We start from the raw sequence: 18,819 nt of genomic DNA, 5'->3' as shown, positions 1-18,819 counted from the left end.
AGCCAAGAGAGGTGTCTAAGCCAAAAGAGGCCTCAGCAATCATCCAAGCCAGTTGTCCCAGAAACAGGGTATACCAGCAAGGCATGTCCACAATTGGGGTTCTGAAAGGTGAGGGGGTGTCCATTTATATGGAACTAATGGGAAGGGATGTCTAAAAAAATGGGAGCCCCGCTAAATGATGTGTCCACACTTATGGGTACATTATAAAATACTCAGCTCTGCTCTACGCTTCCTCCGCCCATACCAGTTTCCCACACCCATCTTTCGAGATAGCATTCGTTGATACAAAGCTGGTTTTCTCAGCCTGGTGGAGACCCTTGGGCTGTGACGGTCTATTCGTTTTTGGATGCAGCAGAGTGTGTTACGGCAGTTCAGTGTGAAAGAGGGATGATAAGACGAAATTTTACCTACTTTCCTGATCACAGACTTAACTGGATGTAGGTACTATAACCATAAATATACTGTAGTAGAATTTAGAGACAGTTCAGAATGATAACATCCAGCTGGTTTATTGGTTTTTATGTGATCAAAGCCAATAACGTCCGGCATGCCACAACCCCAGGGTCCCCCATGCTGAGAAAACCAGCTTTGTATCAATAAACTGCATCCCGGAAAGAGAAGGGGGCGGACCAGGATATTGGTTTGGAAGGCGTATAGCAGAGCTGAGCATTTACTTACCTTGCCGGGGTGCTTTTTGGCGGATACAATTCGACTGGCTCCCATCGGATTGTAAGCGGGCAGTGAGCTGCGAAATGCATCAGGATTTCGGAGCGAATGCCCGCGTGCCGCCAAAAAGTGCTCCGGGAAGGTTAGAAAATGCCAGTTCTGCGGTAAGCCTTCCAAACCAATATCCTGGTCCGCCCCCTTCTCTTTCCGTACACTACCTACATCTACAAAGCGTCCTTAATCAGCGAAACCCCAATTTAAGATGAAATTGTTCAATCTACACCGTGTATAAAATTTTAAGCTTAAGATCTACTAAATGTAGAAATAAAATAATTGCAAAATGCTATATATTGTGCTAGTATCATTATAGTAATGATAACTAATACTAAATAATGAATGCGGAAGGTTACTGAATATGGAGATTTTGAAAAGGAATGGGCAGTCGGAAGATTATACCCTGGATAAAATAAAGAATGTAATCAGACTTGCTTTTTTAAGTGTGAATCAGGAGTGCACGGATAAAATTTTGGAGAAGATAGCGGCGTCTGTTGAAGTGAAAGTTATGGAGCTGGTAGAAAAAGGGGTACCTCTTCAGGTAGAGATGATTCAGGACCAGATTGAGATTACATTGACAGAAATGAATTATTACGGTGCACTGAAAAGCTTTATACTGTATCGGAATGAACGCAGCCGGGAACGGGCAGCAAGGCAGAGCATTATGACATATTTTATGGAATTTCAGGCACTGGATTCTGTGCTGAAGGATGTTCAGAAATCCTACATGGATCTGCCGTACAGTCTGGAACATCTTCTGGCTAAATTTCTGGCATTTCAGAAACCAGATATGCGCTTGAAAGAGAAACTGGCAATGCTGACGAAAGCGGCAGTAGAACTTACCACACAGGAAGCTCCCAAGTGGGAGTTTATTGCTGCGCGCCTGTTGATGCTGCAGTTTCAAAAGAAACTTACCGTACAGATGGAAGAATACAATCTGAATAGTTTTTATGAAAAGATTGTTTATCTGACAAGGGAAGATCTATATGGAAGTTATATATTAGAACACTATAGTAAAGAAGAAATAGATTTATTTGAAACATATTTAGTGGATGAACGCAATCAGCTCTTTACCTATTCCGGATTAGAGCTTTTGCTAAACCGTTATGTGATCCTAAGCCGCTCCAATGCTCCGCTGGAGACACCGCAGGAAATGTTTCTGGGAATTGCCATGCACCTTGGAATGCAGGAGAAGACAGGGCGAAGTGATTGGGTGAAACGGTTTTATGATATGCTGAGTACGCTGCAGGTTACCATGGCAACTCCAACCATATCTAATGCCAGAAAGCCTTATCATCAGCTTTCTTCCTGCTTTATTGACACGGTTCCGGACAGCCTGGAAGGAATTTACCGAAGTATAGACAATTTTGCCCAGGTCAGTAAATTTGGCGGCGGCATGGGACTGTATTTTGGAAAAGTCAGAGCAGCAGGGAGCACAATACGGGGATTTAAAGGGGCGGCAGGGGGCGTCATCCGCTGGATTAAGCTTGCAAATGATACGGCAGTAGCAGTAGACCAGCTGGGAGTCCGTCAGGGTGCAGTTGCAGTTTATCTGGATGCATGGCACAAAGACCTGCCTGAGTTCCTGAACCTGAGAACAAATAATGGGGATGACCGCATGAAAGCCCATGATGTATTTCCGGCAGTCTGCTATCCGGATTTATTTTGGAAAAAGGCAAAAGAGGATATCGAAGGGGACTGGTACCTGATGTGCCCTCACGAAATACTTACCGTTAAAGGGTATTCACTGGAAGACAGTTTTGGAGATGAATGGGAAAGAAAATACCAATCCTGTGTGGAAGACTACCGGATTCATAAAAGGGTAATTCCCATGAAAGAACTGATCCGCCTCATTATTAAAAGTGCGGTAGAGACAGGAACGCCTTTTACTTTTAACAGAGATCAGGTAAATGATAAGAATCCCAATAAACATAAAGGCATGATCTATTGCAGTAATCTCTGCACGGAAATCGCCCAGAACATGAGCCCCGTAGAGCAGGTAGAAGAGCGGGTTGAAGTCATAGATGGTGAAACGGTAGTTGTCTCCGTAACGAAACCGGGGGATTACGTAGTATGTAATCTGGCAAGTCTGTCTCTGGGGAATATAGAAGTTACCGATAAGATTGCTTTAGAGGAGATTGTGGAAAGCGCAGTCCGCGCCCTGGATAATGTTATCGATCTTAATTTTTATCCGGTCCCCTATGCGAAGATCAACAATCAGCGTTACCGTGCTATCGGACTGGGAGTCAGCGGATATCATCATATGCTGGCGAAAAACGGAATCGGCTGGGAGACGGAAGCTCATCTGGATTTTGTAGATAAGGTATTTGAAAATATTAATTTTGCTGCAATTAAGGCAAGCGGAAAAATAGCAGAAGAAAAAGGTGCCTATCCTTATTTTAAAGGGAGTGACTGGGATAACGGATCCTATTTTGCTAAGCGCGGCTATTCGGATGAGCGGTGGATGGAACTCAAAGATAGTATTAGTAAGCAGGGAATACGAAACGGATATCTTATGGCTGTGGCTCCCACCAGCAGCACCAGTATCATTGCAGGGACAACTGCAGGCGTGGATCCCATTATGAACCGGTATTTTTTAGAAGAGAAAAAGAGCGGGCTTATGCCAAGAGTTGCTCCGGATTTATCTTATGAAACATTCTGGCTCTATAAAAATGCACACTATATTAATCAGGAATGGTCAGTGAGGGCAGCCGGTATCCGGCAGCGGCATATTGACCAGGCACAGAGTGTAAACCTGTATATTACAAATGACTACACGTTTCGACAGGTATTGAACCTCTATATTTCAGCCTGGGAAAATGAGGTAAAGACACTTTATTATATACGCTCCAAAAGCCTGGAGGTAGAAGAATGTGAAGTATGTTCCAGTTAAGGAGGAGTTTGCAGCATGGAAAAATTAAGAAAAAAGCCGTTATTTAATCCCGAAGGAGATATTGACGTAAGAAACCGGAGGATGATTAACGGAAATACAACCAATTTGAATGATTTTAATAATATGAAATATGGATGGGTCAGTGACTGGTACCGTCAGGCGATGAATAATTTTTGGGTACCGGAGGAAATTAATCTGACCGTAGATGTGAAAGATTATCCGGGTCTGCCAGCCAAGGAACGCCGTGCCTATGATAAAATACTGTCCTTTCTGGTATTCCTGGACAGTATACAGACAGCGAACCTGCCTGCAATTGCAGAATATATTACGGCAAATGAGGTAAATCTGTGCCTATCCATACAGGCATTTCAGGAAGCGGTACACAGCCAGAGTTACAGCTATATGCTGGATACCATTTGCGAACCCCAGAAAAGGAATGAGGTGCTATACCAGTGGAAAAACGATGCTTACCTTCTGGAAAGAAACACCTTTATCGGGGAGCTTTATAACGAATTCCAGAAGAAAAAAGATTCCGATACATTCTTAAAGACGGTAGTAGCCAATTATATCTTAGAAGGCGTGTATTTCTACAGTGGATTTATGTTTTTCTATAATTTAGGAAGAAATCATAAGATGCCCGGTTCTGCACAGGAAATCCGTTACATTAACCGGGATGAAAATACACATCTGTGGTTGTTTCGGAACATAATTCTGGAGTTAAAAAAAGAAGAGCCGGGATTGTTCACTAATGAAAAAGTAGATGTGTACCGTGAGATGATCCGGGAAGGCTGCGAACAGGAAATCCGCTGGGGACATTACGTGATCGGAGATGCAATACCAGGACTTACCAAAGAAATGATCACGGATTATATTAAATATCTCGGGAATCTGCGCTGTACCAATCTTGGTTTTAAAAAGCTGTATGAAGGACATGATGAAGAGCCTGCAAGTATGTCCTGGGTGAGCCAGTACAGCAATGCAAATCTGATAAAGACAGATTTCTTTGAGGCCAGAAGCACAGCCTATGCCAAAAGTACAGCACTTGTGGACGACCTTTAGTATACTATCCAGAGCGTGTCAGGACCGGATTGGGAGCATTTTCAAATACGCTGGGCAGTATTCTTAAATTTTTCGAAAGCATATATTTAGACTGGAATATGTGTTAAAATAGCAGATATAAAATGCAATCGCAAAGGAGAGGTGTAGTATGGAGACTTTAGAATTAAAGAAAAATTTATATTGGACCGGAATTAAAGACAAGGATCTGAGAGTCTTTGATATTATAATGGAAACGGAGTTTGGAACCACATATAATTCATATCTGATAAAAGGCAGCGAAAAGACAGCTTTGTTTGAGACTGCAAAGTTTAAATTTTTTGACACTTATCTCGAAGAGTTAGAGCAGCTGGTGGATATCAATAAGATTGATTATATTATAGTGGATCATACGGAACCGGACCATGCCGGCAGTGTGGAAAAACTGATAGAAATGAATCCGAATATTAAAATTGTTGGTACTGCTGTAGCCATCAGTTTTCTAAAAAACATTGTAAACCGGGACTTCTACAGCATTGCAGTGAAGGAGAATGACACCCTTTCCCTGGGAGATAAGACCCTTCATTTTATGATTCTGCCAAACCTGCATTGGCCGGATACGATGTATACTTATATAGCAGAAGACAAAGTGCTGGTAACCTGCGACTCTTTTGGAAGCCACTATACTTTTGACGGTGTTCTGCGCAGCCAGGTTACGGATGAAGATGGCTATATGAGAGCACTTAAATATTATTTTGATAATATAATCGGGCCTTTTAAGCCGTACATGTTAAAAGCATTGAATAGAATAGAAAATCTGGATATTGATATGATCTGCACAGGACATGGACCGGTTCTGGATTGTAATATTCAAGAAATCATGGATACTTATCGGCAATGGAGTACCGTAATCAATCCAAATCAGCAGAAAACAGTGGTAATCCCATATGTGAGCGCCTATGGATATACGGCGGAAATTGCGGAAGAAATAGCGAAAGGAATCCGGGAAAGCGGCAAGATAGATGTACATCTGCATGATATGGTGACATCAGATAAAGATGAAGTCCTTGCGGATATCGGATTTGCGGATGGTATCTTATTTGGAACACCAACTATTGTAGGAGAGGCACTTAAGCCGATCTGGGATCTGACCACTTCCATGTTCGCATGTACTCATGGCGGTAAACTGGCTAGTGCCTTTGGCAGCTTTGGCTGGAGCGGAGAAGGTGTCAGCCACATCGTGGAGCGTTTGAAACAACTGCGCATGAAAGTTGTGGATGGTCTGAAGATTAAATTTAAGCCTGGAAAAAATGATCTGATTGAAGCTTACGATTATGGCTATGATTTCGGATGTGTGCTGCTGGATAAAGAAAATCCCAGGACAAAGGAAAAATCAGCGAAAAAGAAGCTGGTAAAATGTCTGGTTTGCGGTGAAATTTTTGAAGAAGGAATAGAGATATGCCCGGTCTGCGGAGTTGGAAAAGAAAATTTTGTTCCGGTAGAGGTTGATGAAGTAAGTTACAAGAACAATACCAGTGAATTCTACTTAATTCTGGGTAATGGCGCAGCAGGAGTGAGTGCAGCAGAAGCTATCCGGGAAAGGAACGAGACCTGTTCTATCGTAATGGTATCCAATGAATCAGTACTAAGCTATAACCGTCCAATGCTTACGAAATCTATGCTGGCATCTTTTAACCCGCCACAGCTTGCAATTCATGATGAAAAGTGGTACCAGGACAGGAATATAATTAATGTACTGGATAAAACAGTAAAAAGTATCGATACCCAGGCAAAAGAAGTCGCTTTTTCCGATGGGTTAAAACTAAAATATGATAAATGCATCTATGCCCTTGGCTCTGAATGTTTTGTGCCTCCAATTCCAGGACATGATAAGGAACAGGTAGTTGCAATCCGAAGACTGTCAGATGTAGTTAAGATCGGAAAAATGCTTCCGAATGTGAAACATGCTGTCGTGATCGGAGGAGGTGTCCTGGGGCTGGAAGCCGCATGGGAACTGAGTAAAGCAAAATGCCGGGTAACCATTGTAGAAGTGGCAAATCAGTTAATGGGCAGACAACTGGATACAGGAGCCGGTGATATGCTGAAGGATATCATACTGGATAAAGGAATGGATATCCGTATCGGAGCAAATGTGGAAGAAATTGAAGGTGAAGGTGCCGTTACAGGAGTTCGCCTGGCTGGCGGTGAAGTGATACCGGCAGAGTTAGTTATTGTCTCAGCAGGTGTAAGAGCCAATACAAAGATTGCCCAGGAAGCAGGAATACAGACAGACCGTGCGATTGTAGTGGATGAAAAAATGCATACCAATCTTACAGATATTTATGCTTGTGGTGACTGCGCCCAGTACGAAGGCATCAATTACGCCATCTGGCCTCAGGCACTGGAGATGGGTAAAGTAGCCGGAGCCAATGCAGCAGGTGACAGCGTTGCTTATGAGACCGTAAATGCAGCTTTAACATTTCATGGAATGGATACGGCTTTATTTGCCATTGGTGATAATGGCAAGAATCCGGATATAAAATACAAAACAGTAGAATTCAAAGATCCCATGAAGATGATCTATGAAAAATATTATTTTTCAAATAACAGATTGTGCGGAGCGATTTTACTGGGGGATACTTCCAAGATGGTTAAAGTGACGGCACAGATAGAGGAACACACTAATTTCAAAGAAATGTTTTGAAATCCAAATCATTAATTTCTGATGGATCATAATATTCAGTCCCGTAAACTCAAACGCTTACGGGACTTTTTCATATATTAATTATGATAAAGTGTAAGGTAATAATAAAATGTGGATATATGTAGTTCAAAGCGGAGATAGTGTGAATACGATAGCATCCAGATATGGAGCATCCTTGGATGCATTGATATATAACAATCAGTTGGAGTATCCATATCAGCTTGCTGTTGGCCAGGCGCTTTTGATGCCGGGGGTAAATGAAAATGCGGATCGACGGGAAATTGTATCTAACGGTTATGCATATCCTTTTATAAGTCCCTGGGTTCTGGCACAGACCCTTCCCTATTTGACGGAAATAGCGATTTTTTCTTATGGGTTTACAAGTCAGGGAGAACTGGTTCCACCTGTCATGGATGATACCTGGGTGATTATGATGGCGATTGAGTCTGGAACAATTCCAATCCTGACCTTAACGCCTTTTGGGGAAGATGGGCAGTTTAATAATAATCTCATCACAGCTGTTGTTAATAATCCGGCTGCCGAGCAGCAGCTGTTCGAGAATCTTCGGATTGTTATGGCAGAAAAGGGATATCAGGGTCTGGATATTGATTTTGAATATATCCTGGCTGAAGACAGAGACGCTTTTACCAGATTTGTGCAAAATGCTGTTGGCTTTTTTAATGCACTGGGCTACCAGGTTTCGGTAGCCCTGGCACCTAAGACATCTGCAGACCAGGCAGGATTGCTGTATGAAGGGAAGGATTATCCGGCATTGGGAGCGGCGGCAAACCGGGTTCTGCTGATGACTTATGAATGGGGATACACATACGGCCCGCCAATGGCAGTAGCCCCGCTAAATATGGTGCGAAGAGTCGTCGAATATGCCATAACTGAGATTCCGCCGGAAAAGATCAAGCTGGGAATCCCTAATTATGGATATGACTGGCCGCTTCCATATGAGCGGGGAGTTACCAGAGCACGGACAATTGGAAATATAGAAGCTGTCCGGATTGCAATCGAATATGGAGTAGAGATACAGTATGATGAAGTGGCGCAGTCACCTTTTTTTCACTATATGGATGGAGGGACAGAACATGAAGTATGGTTTGAGGATGTACGAAGTATAAGGGCAAAGTTTGGTTTGATTCAGGAATTTGGTCTGGTCGGTGCCGGTTACTGGCAGATCATGCAGCTTTTCAGGGCAAACTGGCTGCTGATGGCGGATACATTCTGGATTCAATAACCAGAGTTGTATGATACTTTAAATAAGAAAATAGTTATAAAGCGCATAAGAAAAATGCGCAAGAGCATCTGCAGATAAGAGCGTGTCTGAAATACGCTCTTATCTATTAGAAGTATTGAAAAAGAAAGTACTTCTCCTGTAAGTTTTTAATTGTAAGTATAAATAATTTCATATATAATAAAGTTATATCTGACAAAAAGAAATGAACAACTTACTAAGGTTGCTTGCAGGAGAGTGAAATGAAACAGATTAGCAGTAAAAATATGGCGGGAATCGTGTGCCGGACGTTGAATCATGTGGACGAGCGTCTGGTGGACCATGGAATCAGAGTGGCATATATTGTTCTTAAAATGCTGGAAGCAGAGGGTATTTCAGACCAAAAAAGGATAAGGGATCTCTGCTTTCTCACGATGGTACATGATGTTGGAGCATATAAAACAGAAGAAATCAATGATATGGTGCAATTCGAAACAGGAAATGTCTGGAATCATTCTATCTATGGTTACCTGTTTTTGAAGTACCTTTCACCTTTTTCGGAGCTGTCATCCGTAATTTTGTTTCATCATACGGATTATGAAAAGCTTATCCGGATACCTGATTTGCAAAGTGATATCATTAAATGGGCTCAGATTGTGAATTTAGCGGATCGGATGGATGTGTGCATGCAAACGGGTGAGGTGAAAGATATTACGAATTTTTTAGAGCGTTTTCGTGAGAAAAAGTTTTCCTCTGAAGTTGTCGATTTATTTTTAAACGTGGAGAAAAAAGATCATGTTCTAGAGAATTTAAGAAGTAATCATGAGGAAAAGCTTAATATATCTAAAGAGGTTTTTATGTCCCTGGGGAATCCATCTTACGCAAAGGAAGAAATTGATACTTATCTGAAAATGATTGTCTATGCTATTGATTTTCGGAGTCCGTTTACCGTGATACATACGATTACAACAACAAGTATCAGCCGGGAGCTGGCTGTACTGATGGATCTTGACGAAAACCAGGTCACACAAATTTATTATGGCGCTCTGCTGCACGATCTGGGGAAAATTGGAATACCGGTTGAAATACTGGAATATCCGGGCAAGCTGAGTCCTCAGGCGATGAAAATTATGAAAACCCATGTAAATATAACCGAAGAAATTATGAATGGTGAAATTGAACCTGTAGTTGCTAAAATTGCCTTACGACATCATGAAAAGTTAGACGGATCGGGATATCCCAGGGGGTTGAAAAGCGATGATCTGACACTTAGTGAGCGGATTGTTGCAATTGCGGATATTGTAAGTGCGCTGTACGGAAGGCGAAGCTACAAAGAGGCATTCGGTAAAGAGAAAATTGTTGGTATTTTATCGGAGATGAAAGAGAACGGGCTGTTGTGTTATCAGACAGTAGATATTATGATTAAACATTTTGATGAAATTATGGAAAATGTGAGGAATACCTGCAAACCGGTTTTAGAGGTCTATGACCATATGAACATAGAATATACAGAACTTTGCAAGATCTGCCAAAAGATTTAACTTTTAATTATAGAAGAGGCTGCTAAATCCGGGTGAAGGGTTTGCAGCCCTTTTTGTTCATGGAGACTTTAACAGCAGTCTACCAGTTTTAACGATGCTTCTTCTAACATTTGATAAAAAGCATCCTGATCCGTCATACATTTATTTTTACTGTTTTCAATGGTATCTATCAATTCTCTAAAAGCAGCACTTTTGGTATCATCCGCATCAGCGAGGATCTGTCCAAGTTGTCTGGAGGCTTCGATGAGACGGAGGGAGCCGTAAATATGCGGCTCTTTTTTTAATCCGGCTGCACTGGACACCAGATAGACTAATAATTCAAAACAACGGTCTTTATTGATTTGTTCATTCATTAATGCATGTCTCCTTCCATTCGTTGTAAAATAAAATTTCTTCCAGGGGTTTCCTAAGGGGAATGTGGGGATCGGCATCCGGATAACCAATGGAGAGCAGAAGTTCTATTTCGATTTGTGGGGGAAGCTTTAGCAGTTTGCGGACAGCGGCGTTATTAAACGATTTGATTGCGCAGGTTCCAAGACCCAGGGAAACTGCTTCCAGCATTATATTTTCAGCTGCCATGGAGGCATCTATGGTCGCAAGGATTTCGCTGGCAGCTACTCCGCCCCGTTTTCCTGCATATTCACGGTCAGAGCAGATTGCCAGGATTACGGGAGGTTTGCCGCTTAAGCCCGGGCTGAAAAGATCTACTTTACGTACCAGATCCGGATCTGTGATCAGACAAAATTTCCAGGCTTGTACATTACTGGCTGAGGGAGCGAAGCGCCCGGCTTCTATCAGTGTTTCTAGAAGCTTGCAGGGGACTGCTTTATCCAGAAAATGCCTGCAGCTGCGTCGGGATTTCATTAAAGTTAATAAATCATCAGTCATAGAGACCTCCTTTGTTAAAAAAGTCTGGGAAAACCTAGTTTTTCTTGGTATAATAAACGGTATAGAATAAGTAAATGTAACATCAAAAGAAAAAGGTGGTGTAGTATGGCAATTACCGTTGCACAGGCTTATGAGATTGCATCCAGGCTTGGATGCCGTCTCCTGGCTGGAGAAAAAGGACTCGCCAGGGATGTTTCCTTTATCGATTCCATTGAACAGCCGGATATCGAGCCATGGATTCGTAAAAATATCTTTTATATTACAACTGGCTATGCATTTCGTGATGATGCTGATAAATTATGCAGTCTCGTTAAGGCTCTGTACGAAAAGGATGCAGCAGCCCTTGCAATAAAATCCAGATTTATGGAAAGCTTTCCGGAGCCTGTGGTGGAGCTGGCTAAGCAGCTGGGATTTCCATTGATTCTTATGCCGGATGACCTGCCATTCATTGAGCTGAGCTATCCAATTATGGTGGCGATTGTAGAAAAGCAGAATAATCTGTTGGAGTTTACAAAATTAAAGCTGTTTGAATACAGTACACAGGTTATGGACAACAATCTTTTTGTTGATATTTTAACCGGTAATATCAAGATTCCGGATGAAGCGGATTACCGGGCAAATGCCCTCAACTGGATCAAGCCGCCTATTCGTCTGGTGGTTATGGATATCGATGATTTTGAATCCTACATTCAGAATAAAAATGAAGAAGATATCCAAAATACAAAAGATGCAGTCATTAATATGATTAAAGATTCTGTCGGCAGGAAACAGGTGAAATGTACGGTTGTAAATAAAAATGACAGTTTTACCTGCATTCTTTCCCAGTCTTATACGGTGGAGATGCTGAAACAGGTATTCGCAGAAATATCCCAGAGGATTCACGATAAGGGGGGACTGCGGGTATCCGCCGGGATATCGTCCGTAGCGGAGCAGTTTATTGACCTTGGCAAGCTCTATGAAGAAGCCAGGGATGCCATCTCCATCGGACGCCTTCACAGAAGTTCCGATATCATGTATATTGAAGAGATCCGGTTTGAGCAGGCGCTGAAGCGCATGTGCAAGGATCCGTTTTACAAAGAGTACACCAATGGGATTTTAAGCCAGCTTCTGGAATACGATAAGAAAAATGAAGGACATCTCCTGGAAACACTGGAAACGCTAATTGCACATATGGGTGTCCGAAATACTACTGCAGAGTCCCTTTTTCTGCATCGCAATACACTTGCGTATCGGATTAAGAAGATAGAGAGCCTTTGCGGTTACAGTTTGGATGACAGCGATAATCTTTTTAAATTGGGACTGGCACTTAAAATGCGCCATTATATCTGATGCATGATTATCTGCAGGTCATTTCCGGCGCAGTGCTTCAAACCAGGCAAACAGGCCTTCTGCCAGCACCGGATCTACAACCGGCAGGCCGGTTTCTTGTTCGATTTCTTTTGCAATGCCGATCGTGGTCAGCCCCGTGCAGCCAAGAGCGATGACCTGGGCACCCATACTTTTGATTCTTTTTGCTGCTTCCATGCAGGCAGCGTGACCTTTGTCCGTCATGAGGTCCAGGGTGCTGCTGACACCTTCCGGTTTTTCAACAGCAATGATTTTTTCCGGTATCATTCGCAGGTATGCTTTGGGTGCGTAGTCTACGATGCCGAGAATTGCAATTTTATCGCCGTATTTTGTGGCAAGGGCAGCTGTACTTTCCCCGCCCCCGGTAACCGGAATGCCGGGGAGAGCATCCCTGATTTCAGCGACACCGGGATCATCGGCACAGCTCACAATAATCATGTCCGGATCATGGAAACTTTTTGCAGTTTCAACTATTTTGGGGATGGCGATTTGTTCCAGTTCATGGCTGTGGATACCTTCCGGCTGGTCGGGAATACATTTTGATTCTACGATCAGACCTGGGAAATTTTTTTCTATTATGCGGCCATGCATATTCATAAGCTCTGTATCATCGGTTGTCAGAACTCGTATCAGACCAATTTTAAAATTCTTTTTCATTCTTTCTCCCTTTTTATTTTCGCTTTTCTGTCAGGATATGACAAAAATCCCCTCTTTGATTACCAGGGTATCATCCAGATACAGGGTTGGCTTTAAAATGATGCCGTCCATATGGCAGTCAGCTTTATTTGTACCGCCAAAGGAAGTATTCGTGCCAAATGCGATATGTACCGTACCAAATACCTTTTCATCTTCCAGAATAATCCCGCTTAGGATTGCCTTTTCATTCGTTCCGATTCCAAGTTCACCAAGAGTGGCATTGTTATCATTCTCTAATAAAATAGAAAGCAGTTCACTTTTTTCACCGGTTATTTCCCGGACTTTTCCATTCTCTATCTTCACGTGCAGCGGAGAGTCCAGTTTACCGATTCCAACCATGGAGCCGTCGATAATCATTTCGCCATCGGAACCGTTTTCGTTAGGGGCGATGTATGCTTCACCGGAAGGGAGATTTCCGCTTTCGCCAGGATGTCTGTAGACGCCGGGACTTCGTATACCGTTTCTTTCTTTCAGGTCCAAGGTGAGAATACAGTCGTCTTTCTCTAGCCGGGCGGTAGAAGCGTGATCTAAAAGCTGTGAAACCTTTTCGGTCAGAAGTTCTACAGCAGAGTAATCCGCAGTCATGGCTCCATTTTCGAACATTGCTTCCGTAATACCGGGCATGGTTGCCACCCGGGCATTATTTTTTACTGCGCCTATCCGGGCATTGGTATGGGTCAGGGATTTTGCAGTGGGACAAATTACGATATCTGCCCATTTCATAGCCTCAGATACTGCTTTTGGAGGTTCTTCACCAGATACGTTTCGTTCTTTCATCCGAAGAAGCAGTGATTCGCACCCCAGTTCATTTGCAGCTTCATAAATTGCCTGTCCTATGAGGAAACGGGAGTCATCTGTAACTACCAGTACCGTTTCTTCCGGTTTGGCATCCAGGCAGTTTATTAAAATATTTTTAGCGTTATCTTTTAAACTCATAAAAATTCATCTCCTAAATGCGTCATTTGCTTCAATAGAAATAATTGTAAGACGGTTGCTGTATGAATCAGACATCGGTCAGTTCCGAAACGACCCGGGCAAGAATTGTTCGTGAAAGAACAATCATTTTGCCTGTAATCGCAGAAAACATCTCTTTCATTTCCTGTGTATATCCAATGCAGTCCAAAATCACCAGATCTCCATCCATATCCCTGATTTTATATGCAGCCGCCTTTAAGGTTTCCTGATCACCGTATGGAGATGCGGGGACGGAAGTGACCTGGCTTACATAATTTCTCCATTTCTTTTCGCATTGCGCTACCTGAAGAGGAGAGGGAGTCACGGTAATAATATTCGATGTCTTCGTCAGGAGCGGTACGATATGATTTAATATTTTACATGGAAAAATAAGTGGTACACTAGATTTAAAAGTATCGGGAAAATCTCCGGTACAGAAAAACATGATGAATTTTACACCCTGTTCTTCCAGGTCATAAATCCGCTGCTGCAGCCTGGGAAGTATATGCCGTTCTGCAAATGTAACAGAACTTCCGTCTGTGAGCCGTGATACCAATACGTAATCCCCTTCCTCCGGTTTGAATTTTTCGATTTCCGTGCGGGTCAGTCCGTCCAGACCGCCGCCTTGCAGCAATTCTACTTTACCATTAAATATCTCCATGATATCACTGGTCACATCAACCCGTGGTGCCTGTCCGATTGTGATTGCCCCAACTTTCATATTTCCACAACATCCTTTCTGCTTCGTTTTCAGACGCGCCCCAGTGTCTGGATATGCTTCATGGAGCCATACAGAGACTGAATTAATTCGTATTCCTTTTTATCATAAAATTCACATTCACCCCTGGTAAACGCTTTTGCTGTTTCAAGCATAAAACGGGCCGCTTCTTCGATATCTGTGATATGGCTTGCGCCTGTAGCACAGCCCGGTACCATTACTTCAGCCGTGATAGCGACGCCAACTACCGGAGCATCTGTAGCCGTAGCAGGCTGGAGAATACTGTTAATATGGTGCAGGTTATTGCCGTATGGTGTGATATCCTGGGTAGACAGCGGGAATACATAGGGCAGTTTGCCGGTTGTGATCTGCATTAACTCCAGAAGATCTTCGGAAGCTTTTAGAATGTAACCTTCCTTGACTGTAGGGGAGATGGCAAATCCACGAGTATTAATCATACGGTTTCCTTTGGTAGTGTCACAAGATAAGATGGCATCCAGTTCCGGAGATACTTCTTCCTGATTCACCTGGGACATTTCCACCGGAGATCCCATAAATGGAACCGGTTTATGCGGGGCGGTAGGCGCATCCGGGCAAATGTGTGTGGAGATAAATACATCCCCATCCAGAAAATCTCCTTTATTCTGCATATCTAAAAGTTTGGCGGCCAGAGCTACTACAGCCAGAGCACCGTCACCGTCGGAAACATAACCCAGTCGTTCCGGACGCGCCCCGATGCCGCCGAGACGCCCAAGAAGACCGATCGTAGGAGCAGTTCCCCCCTTTGTCTTACCGTTGGTTCCCGGAATCCTGACTTTTACCATATCGGTAGAGCCCTTTGGTCCCTTTAATTCATATACTTCAATATTGGCATCCGGACGAATGCCCCGCAGGTATACTGCTACGTCCCCGCCAGTTACAGTGCTGCTGTCTAAAATATCAAATGCTTCAATTAATTGCTTCATTAACATAATCCGATACCTCTTTTCTTGAAAATTTAACAAAAGTATAGCATTGAAAAAGTGTAAAGTCGATACATCCGGTGACCAAAAATATTGACAGTATATTGTGCATTAAGCACAAGAAGATTTAAAATGTACGGGTTTTCATAATTGTAAAATAAAAATAAATAATTTGTGAAAATTAAATAAAAATAACTTGACAATTGTTGAAAAAATCAATATAATGGCAATTAATTCAAGAGTTTAAAACAGTAAAGTTTTGAACCTTACAGGAACTATCTTTTGCGATTACGGATATTATATTGTGCAAAAGACACAAAAGGAGGAAGCGATTATGAATGACAACAAAGACCTGCAGACAGAGATTAAGATTACTGCATCCGAGCACCCGAAAGCATTTTCACCGCATATTCTGATCTTAAATCTGATTATGTGTGCTATAGGTGCCATCATTGGGCTTGAGTTGATTGTAAGAACAGGTGTAACTCCCAATACTTCGATTATTGGAGCGCTGTTTGCAATTATTTTATCCAGAATACCGATTAAGCTGCTGCAGAAATACCGCAATGTACATAGCCAGAACCTGATTCAGACCGCGATTTCAGGTGCCACATTTTCAGCTGCGAACAGTTTGATACTTCCGATCGGAATTCCTGTTCTTATGGGTCATCCGGAGTTGATGTTCCCAATGCTGATCGGTGTATTTCTGGCAACAATTATCGATGCAACGATTCTTTATAAAACTTTTGATACGGAGATGTTTCCGGCTGCCGGCGCATGGCCGCCGGGGGTTGCAGCGGCTGAGGCAATCCTGGCTGTTGTAGAAAAAGGCAGAAAGGCGATGCTGTTAATCGTAGGTGCAGCAGGAGGTATTGTCGGTAAATGGATTGGAATACCAATGGATTTACTTGGCGTGTCCTGGTTTGGAGACTTTTTTGCCATGGGAGCTTTGGGAGCCGGCAGTATTGTAATCGGAATCGTTAAAACAAATGCAATTTCTTTGAATCTGTTTCAGCATGATTTTGTCATTGCCGGTAATCTGTTTGGAGAAGGATACAGCTTTGACAATGTTGCTCTGCTGAAATATATGCCTCATGGAATCATGATTGGTGCAGGTATTGTTGCGCTCATACAGGTTGGAATGATGCTATTTAAAAGAAAAGGCAAAGAGGCAAGCAACGCAGGTAAATTTACCACCAGTATGTCCCAGATGAAACAGGCTCTTGGACTAGGGTATATAGCATATCTTGTGGTAGCGCTGCTCTTGGCTGTAATCAGCGGACTGGTAACACAGATGTCATTTCCGCAATTTGTTCTCTGGGTTATTTATGCGGCTTTTGCAGCAATCGGATCTGAGTTAATCGTAGGTATTTCGGCAATGCATTCCGGATGGTTCCCTGGATTTGCAACTGCGCTCATTTTCCTGCTGGTAGGTTTGCTGCTGGGATTTCCGCCGGTACCACTGGCGCTTATGGTCGGCTACACTTCTGCTACGGGACCTGCATTTTCAGATATGGCATATGATCTGAAATGCGGATATATATTAAGAGGTAATGGAGCAGATCCGGAGCTGGAAAAAGCAGGGAGAAAGCAGCAGTATTTAAGCGAGATTCTGGCATTTACCGTTGCATTTGTAATGGTTGCAATTCTGGCTCATAAATATTTTGACCAGGGATTATTCGCACCGGTTGCACAGACTTTTGCTACAACAATTGAGGCAGGTACCAGTTCAGAGGTAGCCAAATGTTTGATTATCTGGGCATTCCCAGGCGCATTAATCCAGTTTATCGGCGGAAAGAAGCAGATTGGTATTCTGTTTGCCACCGGCTTGCTGGTTGGAAGCACTGTAAATGGAGTTACGATTATTGTAGCATTAGTAATCCGTTACTTTATTGTAAAAGCGAATAAAAATAATGAACAGATTCTCACCATTTTGGGTGCGGGTGCTTTGGCTGGAGCGGCTTTGTATAGTTTCTTTACGGCTACGCTGGCACTTGGGAAGAAGAAATAAATGGTATAGAGGGAAGAATTTCATCTTAAATTGGGGTTTAGCTGAGGAAGGACGCTTTGTATATAGAGGTAGTGTACGGAAAGAGAAGGGGGCGAGCCAGGACATTGATTTGGAAGGCTTACCGCAGAACTGGCATTTTCTAACCTTCCCAGAGCCCTTTTTGGCGGCACGCGGGCATTCGCTCCGAAATCCTGATGCATTTCGCAGCTCACTGCCCGCTTACAATCCGATGGGAGCCAGTCGAATTGTATCCGCCAAAAAGCACTCTGGGAAGGTAAGTAAATGCTCAGCTCTGCTATACGCTTTCCAAATCAATGTCCTGGCTCGCCCCCTTCTCTTTCCGAGATAGCATTCGTTGATACAAAGCTGGTTTTCTCAGCATGATGGAACCCTGGGGTTGTGGCATGCTGGACGTTATTGGCATAAAGCTAATGATGTCAAGCAACTGATCTTGAGAACGAGTAGCATAGGGTAACTGGACTTATCACCGTAATTTGCTTCTTCATTCCAGAAAAAGTAGCAAACTTTCATCTTTTTTTACGCATAAACAGCCGAAACATACTACGCTGCATCCAATAAAGAACAGCCTGCCACAGCCCAGGGGTTCCAACCTACTGATAAAACCAGCTTTGTGGCGGTAACATGAATCTCGGAAAGATGGGTGTGGGAAACTGGTATGGGCGGAGGAAGCGTAGAGCAGAGCTGAGTATTTTATAATGTACCCATAAGTGTGGACACATCATTTAGCGGGGCTCCCATTTTTTTAGACATCCCTTCCCATTAGTTCCATATAAATGGACACCCCCTCACCTTTCAGAACCCCAATTGTGGACATGCCTTGCTGGTATACCCTGATTCTGGGACAACTGTCTTGGATGATTGCTGAGGCCTCTTTTGGCTTAGACACCTCTCTTGGCTTATGGTATTCTTATCTAAGAACAGGAGGAATACCATGACCAAAAACCCTTTTACCAATGAACAAATGCTGCTGCTTCGTCAAAATCCTTACACCTACAAGGTGTCCAAATTCCAATTAACCTTTACCAGGGAGTTCAAGGAGATCTTTTACTCGGAATACCAGTTAGGGGAGATTCCGCGGCAGATCCTCGCAGATCATGGCTATGATCCTGC

The 18,819-nt window shown here is 43.0% G+C and carries 14 protein-coding genes; 8 read left to right on the top strand and 6 right to left on the bottom strand.

Going from position 1 to position 18,819, the window contains the following annotated elements:
• Nucleotides 1–1,081 precede the first annotated feature (1,081 nt).
• The 5 genes from QR40_RS29265 to QR40_RS29245 all read left to right on the top strand — a co-directional run bounded on the left by QR40_RS29265 (nucleotide 1,082) and on the right by QR40_RS29245 (nucleotide 10,112).
• On the top strand, nucleotides 1,082–3,613 hold the full coding sequence (locus tag QR40_RS29265) for a ribonucleoside-diphosphate reductase subunit alpha (RefSeq protein ID WP_044297908.1): 2,532 nt from the start codon (nucleotides 1,082–1,084) through the stop codon (nucleotides 3,611–3,613).
• A gap of 15 nt (nucleotides 3,614–3,628) precedes the next feature.
• Nucleotides 3,629–4,672 carry a ribonucleotide-diphosphate reductase subunit beta gene (locus QR40_RS29260; protein ID WP_027293025.1) on the top strand — a complete coding sequence of 348 codons (1,044 nt, stop codon included), beginning with the start codon at nucleotides 3,629–3,631 and terminating at the stop codon, nucleotides 4,670–4,672.
• A gap of 148 nt (nucleotides 4,673–4,820) precedes the next feature.
• On the top strand, nucleotides 4,821–7,352 hold the full coding sequence (locus QR40_RS29255) for an FAD-dependent oxidoreductase (RefSeq protein WP_044297907.1): 2,532 nt from the start codon (nucleotides 4,821–4,823) through the stop codon (nucleotides 7,350–7,352).
• Nucleotides 7,353–7,461: 109 nt separating this feature from the next.
• Nucleotides 7,462–8,595 carry a glycosyl hydrolase family 18 protein gene (locus tag QR40_RS29250; protein ID WP_044297906.1) on the top strand — a complete coding sequence of 378 codons (1,134 nt, stop codon included), beginning with the start codon at nucleotides 7,462–7,464 and terminating at the stop codon, nucleotides 8,593–8,595.
• 239 nt (nucleotides 8,596–8,834) lie between these two features.
• A complete protein-coding gene (locus QR40_RS29245; protein WP_052377719.1) occupies nucleotides 8,835–10,112 on the top strand; it encodes an HD-GYP domain-containing protein in 1,278 nt (425 codons plus the stop codon).
• A 68-nt stretch (nucleotides 10,113–10,180) separates the two neighbouring features.
• On the opposite strand, the gene QR40_RS29240 is transcribed toward QR40_RS29245, so the two are convergent.
• Nucleotides 10,181–10,465, bottom strand: a complete 285-nt coding sequence (locus QR40_RS29240) for a DUF6092 family protein (protein ID WP_027293037.1) — start codon at nucleotides 10,463–10,465, stop codon at nucleotides 10,181–10,183.
• Nucleotides 10,458–11,000 (bottom strand): nitroreductase family protein, encoded by a 543-nt coding sequence (locus QR40_RS29235; RefSeq protein ID WP_027293038.1) that lies wholly within the window; start codon nucleotides 10,998–11,000, stop codon nucleotides 10,458–10,460. Before QR40_RS29235 ends, QR40_RS29240 begins: the two co-directional genes overlap by 8 nt.
• 105 nt (nucleotides 11,001–11,105) lie before the next feature.
• On the opposite strand from QR40_RS29235, the gene QR40_RS29230 reads away from it, so the two are divergent.
• Complete coding sequence (locus QR40_RS29230; RefSeq protein WP_027293039.1) at nucleotides 11,106–12,329, top strand: PucR family transcriptional regulator; 1,224 nt, start codon at nucleotides 11,106–11,108, stop codon at nucleotides 12,327–12,329.
• 18 nt (nucleotides 12,330–12,347) lie between these two features.
• Here QR40_RS29230 and QR40_RS29225 read toward each other — a convergent pair whose 3' ends face one another.
• The 4 genes from QR40_RS29225 to QR40_RS29210 form a co-directional block, all read right to left on the bottom strand.
• Nucleotides 12,348–13,004 carry an aspartate/glutamate racemase family protein gene (locus QR40_RS29225; RefSeq protein ID WP_027293040.1) on the bottom strand — a complete coding sequence of 219 codons (657 nt, stop codon included), beginning with the start codon at nucleotides 13,002–13,004 and terminating at the stop codon, nucleotides 12,348–12,350.
• 30 nt (nucleotides 13,005–13,034) lie between these two features.
• Nucleotides 13,035–13,979, bottom strand: coding sequence for an aminopeptidase (locus QR40_RS29220; protein ID WP_044297905.1), 945 nt, complete (start codon nucleotides 13,977–13,979; stop codon nucleotides 13,035–13,037).
• A 67-nt stretch (nucleotides 13,980–14,046) separates the two neighbouring features.
• Complete coding sequence (locus QR40_RS29215; RefSeq protein ID WP_044297904.1) at nucleotides 14,047–14,718, bottom strand: AroM family protein; 672 nt, start codon at nucleotides 14,716–14,718, stop codon at nucleotides 14,047–14,049.
• A gap of 29 nt (nucleotides 14,719–14,747) precedes the next feature.
• Nucleotides 14,748–15,686: a DUF1177 domain-containing protein gene (locus QR40_RS29210; protein ID WP_027293043.1), complete on the bottom strand. Its 939-nt coding sequence runs from the start codon at nucleotides 15,684–15,686 to the stop codon at nucleotides 14,748–14,750.
• Nucleotides 15,687–16,011: 325 nt separating this feature from the next.
• Between QR40_RS29210 and QR40_RS29205 the strand changes: the two genes are divergently transcribed.
• Both QR40_RS29205 and QR40_RS33925 read left to right on the top strand, forming a co-directional pair.
• Nucleotides 16,012–17,688, top strand: coding sequence for an OPT/YSL family transporter (locus tag QR40_RS29205; RefSeq protein ID WP_141728563.1), 1,677 nt, complete (start codon nucleotides 16,012–16,014; stop codon nucleotides 17,686–17,688).
• A 919-nt stretch (nucleotides 17,689–18,607) separates the two neighbouring features.
• A partial coding sequence (locus tag QR40_RS33925; RefSeq protein ID WP_416389867.1) for an HTH domain-containing protein occupies nucleotides 18,608–18,819 on the top strand: 212 nt, incomplete at its 3' end.

Origin of the sequence: Robinsoniella peoriensis (genome assembly GCF_000797495.1) — a bacterium.
Classification (GTDB): Bacteria; Bacillota; Clostridia; order Lachnospirales; family Lachnospiraceae; genus Robinsoniella; species Robinsoniella peoriensis.
Note: the sequence above shows the minus strand (reverse complement) of the source record. Positions and strands in the feature narration are given on the sequence as shown.